Genomic DNA, 19595 nt, shown 5'->3' with positions numbered 1-19595 from the left:
CCATGCTCGTCGAACGCATGCGCGCCCACACCTCCACGATCTTCGCCGAGATGTCGGCGCTCGCACTGCGCACCGGCGCGATCAACCTCGGCCAGGGCTTCCCCGACACCGACGGGCCCGCCTCCCTGCTCGAGGATGCCGCCGCGAACATCAAGGGCGGGATCAACCAGTACCCCCCGGGCGTCGGTGTGCCCGAGCTGCGCACCGCCGTGGCCGAGCACCAGCGCCGCTTCTACGGGCTCGACGTCGACCCGGACACCGTGCTGATCACCACCGGGGCCACGGAGGCGATCGCCTCCGCGGTGCTGGCCCTGTGCGAGGCCGGTGACGAGGTCGTCACGTTCCAGCCGTACTACGACTCCTACGCCGCCACGATCGCGCTGGCGGGCGCGGTGATCCGCCCGGTGCCGCTGCGGCCGAACGGGTCGACGTTCGCCTTCGACCCGGACGAGCTGCGTGCGGCCTTCTCCTCGCGCACCCGGGTGGTGCTGGTCAACACCCCGCACAACCCGACCGGGACCGTGCTCGACCGGGAGCAGCTCACGCTGATCGGCGAGCTCGCCGCCGAGCACGACGCCGTGATCGTCACCGACGAGGTGTACGAGCACATGATCTACGACGGGCGCCCGCACGTGCCGATGGCCACCCTGCCGGGGCTGGCCGAGCGCACGCTCACGATCTCCTCGGTGGGCAAGACCTTCTCCGTCACGGGCTGGAAGGTCGGCTGGGTGAGCGGGCCCGCGGAGCTCGTCTCGGCGGTGCGGGCGGTCAAGCAGTTCCTCACCTACGTCAGCGGCGCGCCCTTCCAGCCGGCGATCGCGACGGCGCTGGGTCTGCCCGACTCCTTCTACGCGCAGCTGGCGGGCGACCTGCAGCGCAAGCGCGACCTGCTGTCCGCCGGGCTGCGGGAGGCGGGCTTCACGGTGTTCGACACGGCGGGCACGTACTTCGTGGTCACCGACGTCACGCCCCTGGGCTTCACCGACGGGGCCGAGTTCTGCTGGAGCCTCCCGGAGAAGGTCGGGGTGGCCGCGGTGCCCGTGTCGGTGTTCTGCGCCGACCCGGAGCTGGGCCGTCCGCTGGTGCGCTTCGCCTTCTGCAAGCGCGACGAGGTGCTCGCCGAGGCGGCGTCGCGGCTGGTGGCGCTGCGCGCCGCCGCGGGCTGAGGTCAGGTCGGGGTCAGCGGGGCCCCGGCCGGCGTGGTGGTGGCGGCGATGGTGTCGAGCGACAGTGCCAGCGCGTCGGCGAGCGCGGCCACCGTGAAGAACGCCGGCGTCGGGATGCGTCCCGTCTCGATCTTGCGCAGGGTCTCGGCCGAGATGCCGGCCGCGGCGGCGACGTCCACCAGGCTGCGGTCGCCGCGGGCGTCGCGCAGGAGCAGGCCGAGGCGCTCGCCGCGCTCGCGGTCGGCGGGGGTCAGCGGCACGCGCACCATGAGCCCGATAGTAATACCGGTCGCTGCCGATCACGGCGAGCCGCCCGGCCACGCAGCTGCTAGGAACGGGCGATGGTCGTCACGCAGCTGTACCGCTACCCGGTCAAGTCGATGCTCGGCGAGCCGCTGGAGCGGTGCCGGGTGGTGGACGAGCGCGGGCTGGCGGGCGACCGTGCCTACGCCCTGATCGACGTCGAGACGGGCACCGTGGCCAGCGCGAAGGTTCCGCGGCTCTGGGGCGGGCTCCTCGGGTTCTCGGCCCGCTGCGCGCAGGAGCCCGACGGGGCCGGGCCGCCGCCGGTCGAGATCACCTTTCCCGACGGGTCGGTGCACCACAGTGGCGACGCCGACATCGACGCCGCGCTGAGCACGGCGATCGGGCGCGCCGTGCGCCTGACCGCCATCCCGCCCGAGGGCGCCGCGTTCGAGGAGGTGTGGCCGGAGATCGACGGGCTCGCCCCCGAGGCGGTCGTCGCGGGCACCCGCGTGCGCACCGAGGTCACCGGTGAGGCGGTGAGCCGGTTCGACCTGGCCGCGCTGGCGCCCCACCCGGCGTTCTTCGACCTCGCGGTGCTGCACCTGCTCACCACCGCCACGCTGCGCAGGCTGCGCGAGCTCGCGCCCGCTGCCACGTTCGACGCGCGGCGCTACCGGCCGAACCTCGTGGTGGACACCGGGGACACGGGGTTCGTCGAGAACGGCTGGCAGGGGCGCACGCTGGTCTTCGGCAGCGGCCCGGACGCCGGCCCGGACGTCGGCCCGAACATCACGGTGTCGATGCCGACGATGCGCTGCGTCATGACCACGCTCGCGCAGGACGACCTGCCGCGCGACCCCGACACCCTGCGCACGATCGCCAGGCACAACCGCGTGGACATCCCCGGGCTGGGCACCTGGGCGTGCGCCGGGGCCTACGCGGACGTCAGCGCGGGCGGTGAGATCGCGGTGGGTGACCGGTTCGAGGTTACGGACGGCCGGTAGCGGGGGCGAGCGCCGCTGCGATGCCGTCGGCCCACGCGAGCAGCTGCTCGTCGGCGCCGGGGAGGCCGACGCACTGCAGGCCCACCGGCAGCGCCGGAGCGCCCGGACCGGCCGCCGCGGTGCCCGCGGGCAGCGACAGCGCCGGGACGCCGGCCTGCGTCCAGGGCACTGCCATCACCGGGTTCCCGGTGGTGTCCAGCCCGTGCGGGGCGGGGCCGGTGGCCGCCGGGCAGATCCAGACGTCGACGCCGGCGTCGGCTGTGTGGGCGGGCAGGGTGCGGCGGAACTCCTGCACCTCGGCGAGCGCGGCGCCGTAGGTCGCGGCGTCGACCGCCCGGCCCTCCCGGATGGCCGACGCGGTCTGGGAGCGGTAGACCTCGGCGTGGTGGTCGAACCAGGCGTCGTGGCTGCGGGCCAGCTCGACGAGGTTGACGACGGTGTGCCTGCGGTTGACCCGCTCGATGTCGTCGAACAGCGGGACCTCGCGCACCTCGAAGCCGGCCGCGCGCAGCGCGGACACCTGCGCGGCGAACGGTTCGCGGGCGTCGGCCTGGTCGAGGTAGGGGCCCACGGGCACGCCGAGCACCGGGCGCTCGTCCGCCCGCGCGGGTGTCCACCCGTCGGCGAGGGCCTCCGCGGCGGCCCGGGCGAGGGGGAGGTCGGCGGCGAAGAAGCCGACGGTGTCGAACGTCGGCGCGTTGGCGACCACCCCGTCGCAGGGCACGCGCCCGTAGGTCGGCTTGACGCCGATGCACCCGCAGTACGCCGCGGGCCGGACGACGGATCCGACGGTCTGCGTGCCGAGCGCGAGCGGTACGAGCCCGGCGGCCACCGCGGCCGCCGACCCGCTGCTCGACCCACCGGGCGTGTGCTCGGGGTGGTGCGGGTTGCGCGTCGGGCCGGGGGCGAAGTAGGCGAACTCGGTGGTGGCGGTCTTGCCCGCCACCACCGCTCCCGCCGTCCGCAGGCGGGTGACCGCGGTGGCCTCCGGACCGGCGAGCACCTCGGCGGGCACCGCCGACCCGGCCCTCGTGGGCAGGCCGTCGACGCGGAACACGTCCTTCACCCCCACCGGGACGCCGTACAGCGGCGGCCGGTGCTGCGGGTCCGGCCAGCGCCGGGCGATGCCGTCGAGCTCGGCGGCGACGCGCTCGGCGCGGCCGGTTTCCTCGACGAAGGCGTGCAGGTCGGTGTCGGCGTCCGGGATCCGGTCGGTGATCGGGGGCACGTCCCGACCGTAGAACGTGCACCGACGATCGGACAGGTGCATGCCGTGCGCCCGGTCCGGCATCATCCGGGCATGCCCGACGCCCCCTTCTCGGCCGACACCACCGCCGCCGTCGCCCGCGCCCGCCAGCACGGGGTCGGTGACCTGCTGCGGCGCACCGCGCTGCGCTACCCGGACAAGCTCGCGGTGGTGTGCGGCGAGCGGCGCTTCACGTACGCGGAGTTCGACGCCGCGGTGAACCGCACCGCCCACGCGCTGTCCGCCCGCGGTGTGGCGAAGGGCGACCGGCTGGCGCTGCTGTCGCGCAACTGCTGGGAGTACGCGGTGACCGCGTTCGCCACGGCGAAGCTCGGAGTGGTGCTGGTGCCGGTGAACTTCATGCTCGGGGCGTCGGAGATCGCCTACATCCTCGGCCACTCCGGCGCCACCGGGATGGTGGTGCAGGACGTGTTCACCGAGACCGCCGCGAAGGCGCTCGCCGAGGCCGGGGTGGCCGCGGGAGTGCGCGGGCGCATCGGCGGCGCGGCCGAGGGCTGGGAGGACGTGGCGGACTGGTGGACCGCCGGGCCCGACCACGATCCCGAGGTGGCCGTCGGCGACGACGACCCGCTCCGGCTGATGTACACCTCGGGCACCGAGTCGCGGCCGAAGGGCGTGGTGCTCTCGAGCCGTTCGCTCATCGCCCAGTACGTGAGCTGCGTGATCGACGGGGGGATGGCCGTCGACGACGTCGAGGTGCACGCGCTGCCGATGTACCACTGCGCGCAGCTGGACTGCTTCTTCTCCGTGGACGTCTACCTCGGCGCCACGAGCGTGATCCTGCCCGGGCCGGACCCGGCGGCGCTGCTGGCCACGATCGAGGCGGAGCGGGTCACGAAGCTGTTCTGCCCGCCCACGGTGTGGATCTCCCTGCTGCGCCACCCGGACTTCGACACGCGCGACCTGTCCAGCCTGCGCAAGGGCTACTACGGGGCGTCCGCGATGCCGGTGGAGGTGCTCAAGGAGCTGCAGCGCCGGCTGCCCGACGTCCAGCTCTGGAACTTCTACGGCCAGACCGAGATGGCCCCGCTCGCCACGATCCTGCGCCCGCACGAGCAGCTGCCGAAGGCGGGTTCGGCGGGCCGGCCCGCGGTCAACGTCGAGACGATGCTGGTCGACGAGCTGGGCGAGCCGGTGCCGCCGGGCGAGGTCGGCGAGATCGTGCACCGCAGCCCGCACGCGGCGCTGGGCTACTACGGCGACGAGGAGAAGACCGCCGAGGCGTTCCGCGGCGGCTGGTTCCACTCCGGCGACCTCGGGATCATGGACTCCGACGGCTACCTCTCGGTGGTCGACCGCAAGAAGGACATGATCAAGACCGGTGGCGAGAACGTTGCGAGCCGCGAGGTCGAGGAGGCGATCTACCTCCTGGACGGGGTGGCGGAGGTCGCGGTGTTCGGGATCAGCCACCCGCGCTGGATCGAGGCCGTCACCGCCGTCGTCGTGCCGAAGCCGGGCGCCGACCTGACCGCCGACGCCGTGCTCGCGCACGCCCGCGCGCACCTGGCGGGCTACAAGTGCCCGAAGTACGTGGTGTTCGCCGACGCGCTGCCGAAGAACCCGAGCGGCAAGATCCTCAAGCGCGAGCTGCGGGCGCGGCACGCGGACCTGCCGGCCCGCGACGAGGACTGACGGGGGTCAGCCGCGCAGCACCGCTTCGACGGCCTCGCGCAGGCTGGTCGGCGGCCGTCCGATGAGCTTCCCCAGATCGTCAGAGGGCTCCGAGAAGAGCCCGGACGCGATCAGCTGGTGGATGAAGCCCGCCTCATCGACGGCATCGGCGGCAATCGGCCGGTAGGCGACGTCCTTCCCGGAGACCTCGGAGACGGTGCGGGCGAGGTCGGCCACCGTGAACACCGGGCCGCGCAGCTCATAGGCCGTGGGGTGCCGGTCGCCGGTGAGCGCGCGGGACGCGGCGAGCCCGAGGTCGGCCAGCGCCGCGAAGTTGACGGGCACACCCTCGTCGGCGCCGAGCAGCTCACCCGCGTCGACCGCGGCCCGTAGACCCGGGTTGACCAGCGCCTCGAGGTAGAACGTGTTGCGCAGGAAGGTGTGCGGCAGGCCCGATCCGGCGAGCAGCCCCTCGGTGACGGTGTGGTCGGCGAGGAAACCGGGTGCGTCGCCGTCGGCGCCGATCGCGCTGGTGTAGACCACCCGCCCGACGCCTGCGGCGACGGCGGCCTCCACCACGTTCCCGTGCTGGCGCGGCCGCGCGCCGGGCGTGATGTCCGGGGAGGAGACGAAGAGCAGGACGTCGGCTCCGGCGAAGGCCTCCCGCAGCGAGGCGGGGTCCTCGTAATCGCCGCGGCGGACGTCGACGCCGCGCGCGGCGAGGTCCGCCGCCTTGCGCGGGTCGCGCGCCACCGCGGCCACCTCGCCGGCGGGCACCCGCTCGAGCAGGTCCTCGACGGCCACCCGGCCGAGCTTCCCGGTGACCCCGGTGATGACGTACATGCTCTGCTCCGTTCGCTGTCTTCGAGAATGGAACTGACCGTACGCGCGGTACTCTCTTCCGGTAAGTACGCACTTCGAGGTAGGCACCGGAGGCCGATGTGAGCCCGCAGGTCGTCGAAGCCATGGCCCTGGGCCGGGGTGACGTGTTCGACAGCCGGTGTCCCGCGCGCGGGATCCTCGACCACATCACGAGCAAGTGGGCGGTCCTGGTGCTGGTCGGCCTGCGCCCCGCGCCGCTGCGCTACAGCGCGCTGCGCCGGGCCATCGGCGGCGTGAGCGAGAAGATGCTCGCCCAGACGCTGCGCACCCTCGAGGGCGACGGCTTCGTGCGCCGCGAGGTGGTGCCCACGGCGCCGCCGCAGGTCACCTACGGCCTCACCGACCTCGGCGAGGAGGTCACCGCCCACCTCGCCGGCCTGCTCAACTGGATCGACACGCACATCCCCGACGTCGAGCGGGCGCGCGCCGAGCGGGCCTCAGCCCACCGAGGCTAGGCCGGTCGGCTCGCCCGCCGGCAGCGCCTGCACCGGGGCACCGGCCTCGCGCTCACCGTCCAGCAGCGGGCAGTCGAGCCACGCCTCCGGGATGCCGAATCCGTCCACGAGCGTGCGGGCGTGCGGGCGCAGCCGCCCGCACAGCCCGTTGACCGCCTGCGTGACGGCCTTGGCCCGGGCGGGCGTCAGGTAGGCGTGCTCGATGAAGAAGGCGCGGTCGCCCTCGATCACCGCCAGCGCGTAGAGCCGGAGCACGTCCGAGAGCAGGTTGCGCACCCCGGCGTCGGCGACCCGGTCGACGGCGGCCGCGAACGAGTCGAAGACGATCCGGTCGACGTGCGCGCGGGCCGCGACGAGCAGGTGGTCCTGCGCGCCGTTGAAGATGCCGAACTGGTCGGCGCCGGGTGCCAGCGCCCGGCGCATCCGCTGCGCGGCGTTCGCGAGCAGGTGCTGCTCGCGCTCGACGAGCAGCCACCGCTGGTACGCGCGGTCGCGGACGTCGCCGCGGCGCAGGAGCGCCCGCAGCCCGGTGCGTTCGGCCACGGTGTCGGCCACCAGGTCGGCCGCGAACCGGGCCTTGCCCGCCAGGTCGAGCCGGGCCACACGGCGGCCGTAGTCCGACAGCAGCGTCTTCGCGACGAGCTGCAGCAGCACGGTGTTGTCGCCCTCGAACGTGGTGAACACGTCCGTGTCGGCCTTGAGCTGCGGCAGCAGGTTCTCGGCGAGGTAGCCCGCTCCGCCGCAGGCCTCCCGGCAGGTCTGGATCGTGGTCGTGGCGTGCCAGGTGGCCACGGCCTTGATCCCCGCGGCACGGGTCTCCAGGTCGCGCTGACGCCACTCGTCGCCCTCGGTGCCCGGTGCCTGCAGGTCGTGCATGTCCGCCACGAGGTCGCTCTGCGCGAAGTGCAGCGCGTAGGTGGTGGCGAGTGCGGGCAGCAGCTTGCGCTGGTGCACGAGGTAGTCGAGCACCACCACTTCCTCGCCGGTGGCCGGGTCGGCGAACTGCCTGCGCACGGCGCCGTAGCGGATCGCGAGCGCGAGCGCCTTCTGCGTGGCGGTGCCCGCACCGCCCGCCACGCTGATCCGGCCCCGCACGAGCGTGCCGAGCATCGTGAAGAAGCGGCGGGTCTCGTTGGCGATGGAGCTGCTGTAGGTGCCGTCCTCGGCGACGTCGCCGAACCGGTTGAGCAGCGCCTCTCGCGGCACGCGCACGCGGTCGAACGTCAGCCGCCCGTTGTCGACGCCGTTGAGGCCCGCCTTCCGGCCGCAGTCGCCGATGGCGACGCCGGGCATCGGCGTGCCGTCGGCGTCGCGGATCGGCACGAGGAGCGCGTGGACGCCGTGCGAGCGCCCCTGCGTGACCAGCTGCGCGAACACCACCGCCATCCGGCCGTCGCGGGCCGCGTTGCCGATGTAGTCCTTGCGGGCGCCCTCGTCCGGGGTGTGGATCTCGAACTCGCGCGTGGCCGGGTCGTACGTGGCGGTGGTGCGCAGGTGCTGGACGTCGGAGCCGTGGCCGGTCTCGGTCATCGCGAAGCAGCCGAGCAGCTCCCCGTCGATGATGCGCTCGAGGTACTCGTCGTGGTGGCGCTTCGTGCCGAGCACCTGCACCGCCCCGCCGAACAGCCCCCACTGCACACCGGCCTTGACCAGCAGCGACAGGTCGCCGTAGCCGAGCATCGCGAACGCGGTGACCACGCCACCGACGTCGCCACCGCCGCCGTACGCGGGGTCGAAGCCCTGGCGGGGGCGCCCCGTGCGCGCGAGCAGGTGCAGGTTCTCCGTGGTGAGCGCGCGGTACTCCTCGGTGGAGAGGTTCGGGTCGGGGTTGAACGCGAGCTCGTCCATCTGGGCACGGATCTCGTCGCGGACCTGCGCCCACCTCCCGTCGAGGACGGACTGCAGCGCGTCCCGGTCCACCGTCATGACGTCTCCTCCTCGGTGCGGGCGACCACCCCGGAAAGCCCCGCCCAGGCGAGGGCGGTGAGGTGATCGGCCAGCTGCTCCCTGCTCATACCCGCCGGACGGGCGATCCAGTTGTCCGCCGCCGAGCGGACCATGCCCACCACCCCGTGGCCCCACGGCACCGCGGGCGCCGGGTCGGCCCCCGCGGCGGCGAGCTGCTCGGCGATCACCTCCGCGACCTGGTCGCCGATCAGGGAGACCAGGTCGGCCACGAGGTCGGCGTCGGCGAGCGGCCGGTGCACCACGAACCGGTAGACCTCGGGGTCGTGCTCGATCAGCCGCAGGTAGGCCGCGATGGCGGCGGCGGTCTTCGCGCGCGGTCCGGGCGCACCGTCCATCGCCGTGCGCACCTGCCCGAGCAGGACCTGCGCCACCCGCTCGCAGACCGCGACGTAGAGCTGGGTGCGGTCGGCGAAGTGCCGGTAGACGGCGGTCTTGCTCGTGTGGGCGGCCGCGGCGACGTCGTCCATCCCCGCGCCGGCGCCGTGGGTGCGGATGGCGGCGATCGCCGCGTCGGTGAGCTCGGCGCGCCGGGTGCGCCGGTGGGCGTCCCACCGGCTGGCGCGTCGATCCGGCACCGCCTGCACGGGACCGACGGTACCGGGTACTTTGGGTACCGGCTACTCGTGGGTAGGAGACCGACATGCCGGAGACCCGGAGGAAGGCCGCCGTCATCGGCGGCAACCGCATCCCGTTCGCCCGCGCGAACGGCGCGTACGCCCGCGCGTCCAACCTCGACATGCTCACCGCCACGCTCGACGGCCTCGCCGCCCGCTTCGGCCTGTCCGGGCAGCGGCTGGGCGAGGTCGCAGGTGGCGCGGTGCTCAAGCACAGCCGCGACCGCGACCTCACGCGCGAGGCCGTGCTCGGCAGCACCCTCTCGCCGTACACGCCGGCCTACGACGTGCAGCAGGCCTGTGGCACAGGGCTGGAGACCGTGGTGCTCGTGGCCAACAAGATCGCGCTCGGGCAGGTGGACAGCGGCATCGCCGCGGGCGTCGACACCGCGAGCGACGCACCCGTCGCGCTGAACGACGACCTGCGGCGCGTGCTGATGGCACTGAACGCGGCGAAGACCCTCGGGGCGCGTGTCGCCGCGTTGCGCGGGCTGCGCCCCGGCCAGATCGTGCCGGAGATCCCGCGCAACGCCGAACCGCGCACCGGGCTGTCGATGGGCGAGCACGCCGCTCTGACCGCCGTCGAGTGGCAGGTCGGGCGCGCGGAGCAGGACGAGCTCACCGTCGCGAGCCACCGCAACCTCGCCGCCGCCTACGACCGCGGCTTCTTCGACGACCTGGTGACGCCCTACCTCGGCCTCACCCGCGACCAGAACCTGCGCCCCGACACCTCGGTGGAGAAGCTCGCGAAGCTCAAGCCGGTCTTCGGCAAGGGCGAGGGCGCCACGATGACGGCGGGCAACTCCACCCCGCTCACCGACGGCGCCTCGGCCGTGCTGCTCGGATCCGACGAGTGGGCCGCCGAGCACCGGCTGCCGGTGCTCGCGCACGTCGTCGACGTCGAGACCGCCGCCGTCGACTTCGTACACGGCCGTGACGGGCTGCTCACAGCGCCCGTCCACGCCGTGCCGCGGCTGCTGGAGCGCAACGGCCTCACGCTGCAGGACTTCGACTTCTACGAGATCCACGAGGCGTTCGCGTCCACCGTGCTGGCCACGCTGAAGGCGTGGGAGGACCCGGCGTTCGCGAAGGAACGGCTCGGCCTGGACGCCCCGCTGGGCGCGATCGACCGGTCGAAGCTCAACGTCGCCGGGTCGTCGCTGGCCACCGGGCACCCGTTCGCGGCCACCGGCGGGCGGATCGTCGCGACGCTGGCCAAGCTGCTGCACGAGAAGGGCGCCCCGGCCCGTGGCCTGATCAGCATCTGCGCGGCCGGCGGCCAGGGCGTCGTCGCGATCCTGGAGGCGGCGTGATGAGCGGTGACGCGCTGCGTGACCTGTCGCAGTACCGGCTCGTCCAGCGGCTCGGGGTGCCGCGGATCCCGGTGCTGCGCCGCTGGGAACCCGGTCAGCCGCTGCTCGACGGGCCCGCGCTCGTGGGGGCGGTCGGCAAGGGCGGGCTCGTCGACGACGTCCGCGCCCTGTTCGCCGACGCGGGCGTGGCCGAGGCGGGCGAGGACGGGAAGGCAGCCGCGGCCGTCCTCGACGCCACCGGGGCCCGCACCCTCGACGACCTCGCCGCCGCGCGGGAGTTCCTGACGCCCGCGGTGCGGCGGCTCGCCCCCTCCGGGCGGCTCCTGCTGCTCGGACCCGCCGCGCCGGCCGAGGACGTGGAGGCCGCGGCCGTGGCGCAGGCGTTCGAAGGGCTGGTGCGCTCGGCGGGCAAGGAGGTGCGGGCGGGCGCCACCGCCAACCTGCTCGTCGTGGCGCCCGACGCCGGGGCCGCGGCGCTCACCTCGTCGTTGCGGTTCTTCCTGTCCGCCCGCTCGGCATTCGTGTCCGGGCAGGTCGTGCGGATCTCCGCGCCGGTCGGTGCGGTCGAGCCGGGTGACCCGGACCGGCCGCTCGCCGGGCGGATCGCGGTGGTCACGGGCGCGGCGCGCGGCATCGGCGAGGCCATCGCCGACACCCTGCACCGCGACGGCGCCACGATCGTCGCCGTGGACGTGCCGGCGGCGGGTGACGCGCTGGCCCGGGTGGCCAACCGCACCGGCGGCACCGCGCTGCAGCTCGACATCACGGCGGCGGACGCGCCGAAGCGGCTTCTGGCACACCTGCGGGAGCGCCACGGCCGCGTCGACGTGGTGGTGCACAACGCGGGCATCACCCGCGACAAGCTGCTCGCCAACATGGACGCGGACCGTTGGAACGCCGTCTTCGCGGTGAACCTGCGCGCGCAGCTGACGATCAACGAGGCGCTCCTGGTCGACCAGGACCTGCTCGGGGACAGCGCGCGGATCGTCTGCATCTCGTCGATGAGCGGCATCGCGGGCAACCGCGGGCAGACGAACTACGCGGCGAGCAAGGCGGGCGTGATCGGCATGGTGCGCGCGCTCGCCCCGCGGCTGGCCGGGCGGGGCGCCACGATCAACGCCGTCGCCCCCGGCTTCATCGAGACCGCGATGACGGCCAAGATGCCGCTCGCCACCCGCGAGGCGGGCCGCCGCGTCAACAGCCTCAAGCAGGGCGGGCTGCCCGTGGACGTGGCCGAGGCGGTGGGCTGGCTCGGCCAGGCCGCGTCCGCCGGGGTCACCGGGCAGGTCGTGCGCGTCGACGGCCAGAACATGCTGGGGGCCTGATGGCAGGCCTCGCCCCGCTCTACGTGAAGGCCGCGGTCGGCGCGGTGGGTCCGCGCGGCACCGTGCTGCCGGACACCGAGCTGACCCGGGACGTCGTCGTCGACCGCGACCACCTCGCGGAGTACGCGCACGTCTGCGGCTTCCCCGTGGCCGACACCCTGCCGGTGACCTACCCGCACGTGCTGGCGTTCGGCCTGCAGGTGGAGTTGATGGCCCGGCGGTCGTTCCCGCTGGCGCTGCCCGGGCTGGTCCACGTGCGCAACCGGATCACCGCGCACCGCGCCGTCGACGCGGCCGAGCCGCTCGCGGTGCGCGTGCACGCCGAGGGGCTGCGGGCGCACCCGAAGGGCGCGCGGGTCGACCTCGTGGCGCAGGTGGACGCCGGTGGGGAGGCGGTGTGGGAGGGCTGCAGCACCTACCTCGCCCGCGGCGCCACCGCACCCGAGGGTGCGCCCGACCCGGCGGAGCCGCCCGGTGCCGGGGACGCCGCCGCGGTGGCCACCTGGCGCGTCGGTGCCGGCACGGGCCGCCGCTACGCCCGCGTGAGCGGCGACGTGAACCCCATCCACCTGCACCCGTGGACGGCGAAGGCGTTCGGCTTCCCGCGGGCCATCGCGCACGGGATGTGGACGGCGGCCCGCGTGCTCGCCGCGCTGCAGGGGAGGCTGCCCGCGGCCCTCACCTACGACGTGGCGTTCGGCAAGCCGCTGCTGCTGCCGTCCACGGTGCAGCTGCACACGGTGCCCGCGGGCGTGGGCTGGGCCGCGGAGGTGCGGGGCAGCCGGGGTACGCACCTGAGGGCGTCGATCACGCCGAGCTGAGGAGAACGTGCTGTTCCTCCGATCGGCCTAGACTCGCTGCTCGTGGCACGCACCAGGCGGCGGCGGTGGGTCATCGACTGGCCCGTCCGGGTCGCGCTCGCCGTCGTGGTGGTGCTGGCGAACCTCGGCGGCGCGGTGGTCGTGTTCGCCCTGGCGGCGTGGGTGCTGCCGGAGGGGCCGCTCGTCGACCCGGGCCGCGTGCGCACGCAGAACGTCGTCGCGTTCGGCGTGTACATGGTGGTGGCGGTGCCGATCGGGCTGTTGTGGGGCGGGCGCCGGTTCCGGCTGCGCCCTGGCGAGCCCGACGCCGAGCGGCGCCGCGAGCGGCGGATGGTGCTGTACGGGCCGCTGCGGCTGGTCACCGTGCAGGTGGCGCTGTGGGCGCTGGCTGCCGCCGTGTTCGTGCTGCTCAACCTGCAGCACTCGCTGCGGCTCGCGGTCTCGGTGGGCGAGACGATCGTGCTCGGCGGCATCACGACGTGCGCGCTGGCGTACCTGCTCAGCGAACGGATCCTGCGGCGCACCGCGGCCGAGGTGCTCGCCGCGCACCCGCCGCAGCCGCGGCGCGGGCAGCCCGGGATCGTCGTGCGGTCACTGCTGTTCTGGGCCCTCGGCACCGGGGTGCCGGTGGTCGGCTCGATGGTGATGGCCGTGTCGGCGCTGGTCCACGGGGACGTCCCGGCCTCCCGGCTCGCGGTGATCATGATCGTGCTCGGCGGCGTCGCCCTGGGCGCCGGTCTGCTCGTCACGGTGGGGGCGGCCCGGGCCGTCGCCGACCCCGTCGACGCGGTGCGCCGCGCCATGCGCCGCGTGCAGCACGGCGACCTGGACGGCGGTGTCACCGTCTACGACGGCACCGAGCTGGGGCAGCTGCAGTCCGGCTTCAACACGATGGTGGCGGGCCTGCGCGAGCGGGAGCGGATCCGCGACCTGTTCGGCCGCCAGGTCGGGCGTGACGTCGCGCAGGCTGCCGCGGCTGCGGGCGAGATCCGACTCGGTGGCGAGGTCCGGTGCGTCGGGGTGCTGTTCGTGGACCTCGTCGGGTCGACCCCGCTCACCGCGGAGCGCCCACCCGAGGAGGTCGTCGCGCTGCTCAACCGCTTCTTCGCGGTCGTCGTCGAGGTGGTCGAGGAGCACGGCGGCTGGATCAACAAGTTCGAGGGCGACGCCGCGCTCGCCGTCTTCGGGGCCCCGGTGGACGGGCCGGATCCCGCCGGTGGGGCGCTCGCGGCCGGCCGGGTGCTGGCGGCCCGGCTCGCCGCGGAGCTGCCCGACGTCACGGCGGGCATCGGGATCTCCGCCGGGGACGCCGTGGCGGGCAACGTCGGCGACGTGCGGCGCTACGAGTACACGGTGATCGGCGACCCGGTGAACGAGGCCGCACGGCTCACCGAGCTGGCCAAGGGCGAGCCGGGCCGGGTGCTGGCCGCCGCCCGGGCCGTGGCGATGGCGGGCCAGGAGGAGGCCGCGCGGTGGGAGCTCGGCGACACCACCGTGCTCCGCGGCCGCAGCGAGCCCACCCGCCTCGCCGTTCCGGCGGGATCTCGCGGCTCCGTGACCGAAAATCGCGTGGTCGGGGACGGGGTGCGCGGTTAGCGTCGCGGTCATGAGCTCGTCCGCCACCCGGCCCGCCGTCCCCGCGTCCCGGTACCGGTGGGCGGCGCTGGGGGCGGTCGCGGTCACGGTTCTGGCGTGGGCGTCGGCGTTCGTGGCGATCCGCGCCGTCGGAGTGCACTACGACCCCGGCCCGATGACCCTCGGCCGCCTGCTCATCGGGTCGCTCGCGCTCGGCGCGGGGCTCCTGGTCACGCGCCGCTGGGTGTGGCCGACGCGCCGGGAGTGGGCGCTGGTCGTCCTGTGCGGCGTCGCCTGGTTCGCGATCTACAACCTCGCCCTCAACGCGGCCGAGCAGCGCATCGACGCGGGCACCACAGCGATGCTGGTGAACATCGGCCCGATCCTCATCGCGCTGTTCGCCGGGCTGCTGCTCGGCGAGGGCTTCCCGCGGTGGCTGGTGATCGGGGCGCTCGTCGCGTTCTGCGGCGCGGTGCTGGTCGGCGCGGCCACCTCGAACACCGCGGAGGCCGACCTGCTCGGGGTGCTGCTCTGCGTCGTCGCGGCCGTCACGTACGCGATCGGGGTGCTGTCGCAGAAGTTCGTGCTGCACCGGCTGCCCGGCCTGCAGGTCACGTGGCTCGCGTGCACGATCGGTGCCGCCTGCACGCTGCCGTTCGCGCCCGGCCTCGTGCACGGGCTGGCGGCGGCGCCGGGTGCTGCCACGGCGGGCCTCGTCTACCTCGGCGCGGTGCCCACCGCACTCGCCTTCAGCACCTGGGCGTACGCGCTCGCGCGGATGGACGCGGGGCGGCTCGGGGTGAGCACCTACCTGGTGCCGCCCATCACGATCGTCATGTCCGCCGCGCTCCTCGGTGAGGCGCCCCCGCTCCTCGCGATCGTCGGCGGCGCGATCTGCCTCGTCGGCGTGGGCCTGTCCCGGCGGCGCTCGCGCCCCGCTCAGACGCGGATGCGGTAGGCCTCGTCCTCGGCGTCGGTGATCAGCATGTGTCCGGGCGCGTGCGCGATCGCGAGCGGCGGCTTCGACTCCACCACCGCCGCCTGCGGCGTCACCCCGCAGGCCCAGAACACCGGCACGTCGCCGGGCTCGAGGGTCACCGCGTCGCCGTAGTCGGGCGCGTCGAGATCAGGGATGCCCAGCTCGCGCGGGTCGCCGACGTGCACGGGCGCGCCGTGCACGGCCGGGTAGGCCGCCGTGGTGCGCACGGCCGTCTCGACGAGGGCGCTGGGCACCGGCCGCATCGACACGACGAGCGGCCCGCCGACAGAACCCGCGGGCCTGCAGCGCACCGACGTCCGGTACATCGGCACGTTGACGCCCTGCTCGACGTGCCGCACCGGCACCCCGGCCGCGCCGAGCGCGCGCTCGAACGTGAAGCTGCAGCCGATCAGGAAACCGACGAGGTCGTCGCGCCACCGGTCCACCACGTCGGTGGGCTCGTCGACGAGCTCGCCGTCGATGTACACCCGGTAGCGCGGGATGTCGGTGCGGATGTCACCCGCCAGCAGCGGGCCGGAGACCGAGCCGGCCTCCAGCACGTCCAGCACCGGGCAGGGCTGCGGGTTGCGCTGTGCGAACAGCAGGAAGTCCCACGCGATCTCCCGCGGCACCGCGATGAGGTTGGCCTGGGTGTAGCCGTCGCACCACCCCGCGGTCGGGGTGACGAGCCCGGCCCGGAACCGGGCGCGGGCGGAGGCGGGTGTCTCGGCGCTGCTCACGCGCTCTCCTTCCACGGGGGCGGGACGAGGACGAACCGCACGCGCTGCCCGGGGCGCACCTGCGCCGCCCGGTCGACGTCGGTGTCCAGCACCACGGCCGCGACCGGGTACCCGCCCGTGACGGGGTGGTCGGCGAGGAACAGCACCGGCTCCCCACCCGGCGGCACCTGCACGGAGCCCCGGACGATGCCCTCGCTGGGCAGCTCGCCGGACCCGGCGCGTTCGAGGGGTTCGCCCTCGAGCCGCATGCCCACCCGGTCGCTGCGGCTGGACGCCGTCCACACGGTGCGGGTGAGCGCGCGGGCGTCGGTGAAGAACTCCGCCCGGGGCCCGGGGACGGCCCGCAGCACGACGTCCTCGCCCGGCAGCGGCGCCACGGGGGCGACGTCGAGGAGGGGAAGGTTGCGGGGCTCCGGGCCGATCGGCAGCATCGTGCCCGGCCCGAGCCGCTCGGGCCCCAGCCCGGAGAGGATGTCCGTGCTGCGCGACCCGAGCACCGGGTCCACCGCGATGCCCCCGCGCACGGCGAGGTAGGTGCGCAGCCCCGTGGGCGGCACGCCCAGCCGCAGCACCTCCCCTGGCCGCAGCAGGATCAGGGAGTGGTGGCCTACCGGCGTGCCGTCGACGTCCGCGGGGGCCGCGGCTCCGGACAGCGCCACCGTGAGCAGGCCGTGGGCGCGCACGGCGAGCCCGCCGAACACGACCTCGATCCCCGCCGCGTCCTCCGGGTTGGCGACGAGCCGGTTGGCCAGCCGCAACGCCGCGCGGTCGGCCGCGCCGGAGCGTCCGACGCCGGTGGCGGCCAGCCCGGGACGGCCCATGTCCTCGACGAGCGCCAGCGCGCCGGTGGCGACCACCTCCAGCTTGCGGGTCATCGGACCGCCCTGAACTCGACCGTGCACCCCGGCTGGATCAGCGCACCGCGGTCGATGTTCCACAGCTCCGCGTCGGTGTGGCCGATGAGCTGCCACCCCCCGGGCGACGAACGGGGGTAGACCCCGCTGAACTCGCCGGCCAGCCCGACCGCCCCGGCCGGCACCGAGGTGCGCGACTCGCGGCGCCGGGCGACCTCGAGCCGGGGATCGCCGCCCACGAGGTAGGCGAACCCGGGGGCGAAACCGCCGAACGCGGCGCGCCACGGCGTGCCGGTGTGCGCCGCCACCACGCCCTCCGCGCCGAGCCCGGTCAGCTCGCCCACCTCCTCGAGGTCGGGGCCGTCGTAGACGACGTCGATCACCACCCGCTCCCCCTCCGGCGGCGCCGCGCCGGGCTCGACCTCGAGGTCCAGCACGGCGCGGCGGACGTGGTCGAGGTCGGTGCCCGGCTCGACGCAGAGCAGCACCGTGCGGGCGGCCGAGACGACGTCCAGGACGCCCTCGGGAGGTGCCGCCCGTACGGCGTCGGCGAGGGCGAGCACTTCCGGCAGCCCGTCGACCTCGACGAGCAGGCCGGTGTCGCCGCACGGGAGCACCTTCACCCCTGCTCCTCCGTGAACGGACGCAGCGCCACCCCCGCGGCCTCCAGGCCGGCGCGCACCGCCGTGGCCATCTCCACCGCGCCCGGCGAGTCGCCGTGCACGCACGCCGACTCGGCCTCCACGCGCACGTCGGTGCCGTCCACCGCGGTGACCTTGCCTTCGGTGATCATCCGCAGTACCCGCGTCGTGACCTCGTCGGCGTCGTGGAGCAGCGCCCCCGGCTGCGAACGGGGCACGAGCGTGGCCTGCGGCGTGTAGCCGCGGTCCACGAAGAACTCGCGCACCGTGCGCAGCCCCGCCGCCTCCGCCGCGGCGAGGAAGACCGAGCCGGGCAGCCCGAGCACCGGCAGGTCGGGGTCGTAGGCGCGGACCGCGGCCACCACGGCCGCGGCCTGCGCCTCGTGGTGCACGACCGCGTTGTACAGCGCCCCGTGCGGCTTGACGTACCGCACGCGGGTGCCGGCCGCCCGGCAGATCCCGTCGAGCGCGCCGATCTGGTACACGACGTCGTCGGTCAGTTCGGCCGGGGCGACGTCGATGAACCGCCTGCCGAACCCGGCGAGATCCCGGTAACCGACCTGCGCCCCGACCGCGACCCCGCGCTGCGCGGCCAGGGAGCAGGTCCTCCGGAGCGTCGTCGGGTCGCCGGCGTGGAACCCGCAGGCGACGTTGACGGAGCTGACGAGCGCCAGCATCGCCGTGTCGTCCCCGAGCTCCCACCGGCCGAACGACTCGCCGACGTCGGAGTTCAGATCGATCATGCTCATGCGAACAGCTTGCCCAGGCCCGACAGCGACGCGTAACCCATGTAGAGCGTGAGCACCCAGGCGAGGACGCCGATCCCGAGCAGCCACGTCGGGTACTTGTAGCCGCCGAGCAGGTCGCGGCGCCGCCACGCCACCCAGAGCACCACGGTGAAGCCGATCGGCAGGATCAGCCCGTTGAACGCACCGGCGAACACCAGCAGAGTGGCCGGAGCGGTGCCCATCAGCAGGTAGATGATCGCCGAAAGAGCGATGAAGCCGACCGTGAGCAGGTTGCGCGTGCGGTCGCTCGTGGTGGAGCGGGTCAGGAACGACACCGAGGTGTACGCGGCGCCGATCACGGACGTGATGGCAGCGGCCCACAGGATGATGCCGAACAGCCGGAGGCCGACCTCGCCCGCCGCGGCCTGGAACGCGCTGCCGGCCGGGTCCTCCTTGGCCAGCGCGACGCCGCCCGCGACCACACCGAGCACCGCGAGGAACAGCACCACGCGCATGATCCCGGTGACGATGATGCCGATGATCGAGCTCTTCGCGATGTTGTCGGCGTGCTCGGGCCCGGTCATCCCGGAGTCGAGCAGCCGGTGCGCGCCCGCGTAGGTGATGTAACCACCCACGGTGCCACCGATCAGGGTGGTGATCACCAGGAAGTCGACGGTGTCGGGGAGCACGAAGCTGCGCAGGGCCTCGCCGACCGGCGGCTGCGAGACGATCGCGACGTAGGTGGTCATGAGGATCATCAGGGCGCCCAGCACCACGACGATCCGGTCGAGCGCGACGCCCGCCTTCTTGCTGAGGAAGATGGCGATGGCGATCACCGCGGAGATCGCACCGCCGATGCCGGCGTCGATGCCCATCATGGCGTCCAGGCCGAGCCCGGTGCCGCCGACGTTGCCGATGTTGAACACCAGCCCGCCGATCACGACGAGGGCGGCCAGGACGTACCCGACGCCGGGCGCCACCTTGTTGCCCAGCTCGTGGCCGCGCTGACCGGACACACCGATCACGCGCCACACGTTCAGCTGCACCGCGATGTCCACCAGGATCGACGCGAGGATCGCGAACGCGAATGCGGCGCCGAGCTGGGCGGTGAAGGTCGCGGTCTGGGTGATGAATCCGGGGCCGATGGCACTGGTGGCCATCAGGAACATCGCGCCGAGCACGGCGCTGCGGCGCGTCCCCGGTCCGATCGCGGACACGGCCTTCGTATCGCTCATCGCAGGCTCCTTGAGAAGCGGGTGACCCGTGGCACATCCGACGGTTGTGGGAAGAGTAGGGATCGTTCAACGATCCGGCAATACTTCAAGGGAAATATTCTGTTACCGCATGTTGCCGATGCGGATCCCGACGTCACGCCCCTGTACATCCCACGGCCAGCGGGCGGACAC

At 74.2% G+C, this 19595-nt stretch carries 19 protein-coding genes; 9 read left to right on the top strand and 10 right to left on the bottom strand.

Annotated elements, in window-relative coordinates; translation table 11 throughout:
- Positions 1–2 precede the first annotated feature (2 nt).
- Positions 3–1166, top strand: a complete 1164-nt coding sequence (locus ACFPL3_RS16680; protein WP_343943948.1) for a pyridoxal phosphate-dependent aminotransferase — start codon at positions 3–5, stop codon at positions 1164–1166.
- A 2-nt stretch (positions 1167–1168) separates the two neighbouring features.
- On the opposite strand, the gene ACFPL3_RS16675 is transcribed toward ACFPL3_RS16680, so the two are convergent.
- Positions 1169–1435 carry a helix-turn-helix transcriptional regulator gene (locus ACFPL3_RS16675; RefSeq protein WP_343943947.1) on the bottom strand — a complete coding sequence of 89 codons (267 nt, stop codon included), beginning with the start codon at positions 1433–1435 and terminating at the stop codon, positions 1169–1171.
- A 72-nt stretch (positions 1436–1507) separates the two neighbouring features.
- Between ACFPL3_RS16675 and ACFPL3_RS16670 the strand changes: the two genes are divergently transcribed.
- Positions 1508–2416 (top strand): MOSC domain-containing protein, encoded by a 909-nt coding sequence (locus ACFPL3_RS16670; RefSeq protein WP_343943946.1) that lies wholly within the window; start codon positions 1508–1510, stop codon positions 2414–2416.
- Here the strand turns inward: ACFPL3_RS16670 and ACFPL3_RS16665 are convergent.
- Positions 2400–3644: an amidase gene (locus tag ACFPL3_RS16665; protein ID WP_343943945.1), complete on the bottom strand. Its 1245-nt coding sequence runs from the start codon at positions 3642–3644 to the stop codon at positions 2400–2402. The two genes, ACFPL3_RS16670 and ACFPL3_RS16665, sit on opposite strands and share 17 nt — an antisense overlap.
- A gap of 72 nt (positions 3645–3716) precedes the next feature.
- Here ACFPL3_RS16665 and ACFPL3_RS16660 point away from each other — a divergent pair, with 72 nt between their 5' ends.
- Positions 3717–5315, top strand: a complete 1599-nt coding sequence (locus tag ACFPL3_RS16660) for an acyl-CoA synthetase (protein ID WP_343943944.1) — start codon at positions 3717–3719, stop codon at positions 5313–5315.
- A 6-nt stretch (positions 5316–5321) separates the two neighbouring features.
- Here the strand turns inward: ACFPL3_RS16660 and ACFPL3_RS16655 are convergent, their stop codons facing one another.
- Positions 5322–6137, bottom strand: coding sequence for an NAD(P)H-binding protein (locus tag ACFPL3_RS16655; protein ID WP_343943943.1), 816 nt, complete (start codon positions 6135–6137; stop codon positions 5322–5324).
- A 98-nt stretch (positions 6138–6235) separates the two neighbouring features.
- Here ACFPL3_RS16655 and ACFPL3_RS16650 point away from each other — a divergent pair, with 98 nt between their 5' ends.
- The gene (locus tag ACFPL3_RS16650) at positions 6236–6631 is read left to right on the top strand and encodes a winged helix-turn-helix transcriptional regulator (RefSeq protein WP_343943942.1); all 396 of its coding nucleotides are present in this window, start codon (positions 6236–6238) and stop codon (positions 6629–6631) included.
- On the opposite strand, the gene ACFPL3_RS16645 is transcribed toward ACFPL3_RS16650, so the two are convergent.
- Both ACFPL3_RS16645 and ACFPL3_RS16640 read right to left on the bottom strand, forming a co-directional pair.
- Complete coding sequence (locus ACFPL3_RS16645) at positions 6614–8557, bottom strand: acyl-CoA dehydrogenase family protein (RefSeq protein WP_343943941.1); 1944 nt, start codon at positions 8555–8557, stop codon at positions 6614–6616. The two genes, ACFPL3_RS16650 and ACFPL3_RS16645, sit on opposite strands and share 18 nt — an antisense overlap.
- A complete protein-coding gene (locus tag ACFPL3_RS16640) occupies positions 8554–9183 on the bottom strand; it encodes a TetR family transcriptional regulator (RefSeq protein WP_343943940.1) in 630 nt (209 codons plus the stop codon). Before ACFPL3_RS16640 ends, ACFPL3_RS16645 begins: the two co-directional genes overlap by 4 nt.
- A 56-nt stretch (positions 9184–9239) precedes the next feature.
- On the opposite strand from ACFPL3_RS16640, the gene ACFPL3_RS16635 reads away from it, so the two are divergent.
- The 5 genes from ACFPL3_RS16635 to ACFPL3_RS16615 are packed head-to-tail and all read left to right on the top strand — an operon-like array spanning position 9240 to position 15205.
- Positions 9240–10526, top strand: a complete 1287-nt coding sequence (locus ACFPL3_RS16635) for an acetyl-CoA C-acetyltransferase (RefSeq protein ID WP_343943939.1) — start codon at positions 9240–9242, stop codon at positions 10524–10526.
- Positions 10526–11851, top strand: a complete 1326-nt coding sequence (locus ACFPL3_RS16630; RefSeq protein ID WP_343943938.1) for a 3-oxoacyl-ACP reductase — start codon at positions 10526–10528, stop codon at positions 11849–11851. The genes ACFPL3_RS16635 and ACFPL3_RS16630 overlap by 1 nt, the downstream gene beginning before the upstream one ends.
- Entirely contained in the window at positions 11851–12672 is an 822-nt protein-coding gene (locus ACFPL3_RS16625; protein ID WP_343943937.1) for a MaoC family dehydratase, read from the top strand. The genes ACFPL3_RS16630 and ACFPL3_RS16625 overlap by 1 nt, the downstream gene beginning before the upstream one ends.
- 42 nt (positions 12673–12714) lie before the next feature.
- A complete protein-coding gene (locus ACFPL3_RS16620) occupies positions 12715–14268 on the top strand; it encodes an adenylate/guanylate cyclase domain-containing protein (RefSeq protein ID WP_343943936.1) in 1554 nt (517 codons plus the stop codon).
- Between the two features lie 10 nt (positions 14269–14278).
- Complete coding sequence (locus tag ACFPL3_RS16615; RefSeq protein ID WP_343943935.1) at positions 14279–15205, top strand: DMT family transporter; 927 nt, start codon at positions 14279–14281, stop codon at positions 15203–15205.
- Here the strand turns inward: ACFPL3_RS16615 and ACFPL3_RS16610 are convergent.
- Genes ACFPL3_RS16610 through ACFPL3_RS16590 form a run of 5 tightly spaced genes read right to left on the bottom strand, consistent with a single transcriptional unit; the run spans position 15187 to position 19424 of the window.
- Positions 15187–15966, bottom strand: coding sequence for a putative hydro-lyase (locus tag ACFPL3_RS16610; RefSeq protein WP_343943934.1), 780 nt, complete (start codon positions 15964–15966; stop codon positions 15187–15189). The two genes, ACFPL3_RS16615 and ACFPL3_RS16610, sit on opposite strands and share 19 nt — an antisense overlap.
- A complete protein-coding gene (locus tag ACFPL3_RS16605) occupies positions 15963–16841 on the bottom strand; it encodes a 5-oxoprolinase subunit C family protein (RefSeq protein ID WP_343943933.1) in 879 nt (292 codons plus the stop codon). Before ACFPL3_RS16605 ends, ACFPL3_RS16610 begins: the two co-directional genes overlap by 4 nt.
- Positions 16838–17443 carry a 5-oxoprolinase subunit B family protein gene (locus ACFPL3_RS16600; protein WP_343943932.1) on the bottom strand — a complete coding sequence of 202 codons (606 nt, stop codon included), beginning with the start codon at positions 17441–17443 and terminating at the stop codon, positions 16838–16840. The genes ACFPL3_RS16605 and ACFPL3_RS16600 overlap by 4 nt, the downstream gene beginning before the upstream one ends.
- Positions 17440–18210 (bottom strand): LamB/YcsF family protein, encoded by a 771-nt coding sequence (locus ACFPL3_RS16595; RefSeq protein WP_343943931.1) that lies wholly within the window; start codon positions 18208–18210, stop codon positions 17440–17442. Before ACFPL3_RS16595 ends, ACFPL3_RS16600 begins: the two co-directional genes overlap by 4 nt.
- On the bottom strand, positions 18207–19424 hold the full coding sequence (locus tag ACFPL3_RS16590) for an NRAMP family divalent metal transporter (protein WP_343943930.1): 1218 nt from the start codon (positions 19422–19424) through the stop codon (positions 18207–18209). The genes ACFPL3_RS16595 and ACFPL3_RS16590 overlap by 4 nt, the downstream gene beginning before the upstream one ends.
- Between the last annotated feature and the right edge of the window lie 171 nt (positions 19425–19595).

The sequence above is a fragment of the Pseudonocardia zijingensis genome, from assembly GCF_042657305.1.
Taxonomy (GTDB): Bacteria; Actinomycetota; Actinomycetes; order Mycobacteriales; family Pseudonocardiaceae; genus Pseudonocardia; species Pseudonocardia zijingensis.
The sequence above is the reverse complement of the archived record's forward strand: the minus strand, read 5'-3'. Positions and strand labels throughout refer to the sequence as shown.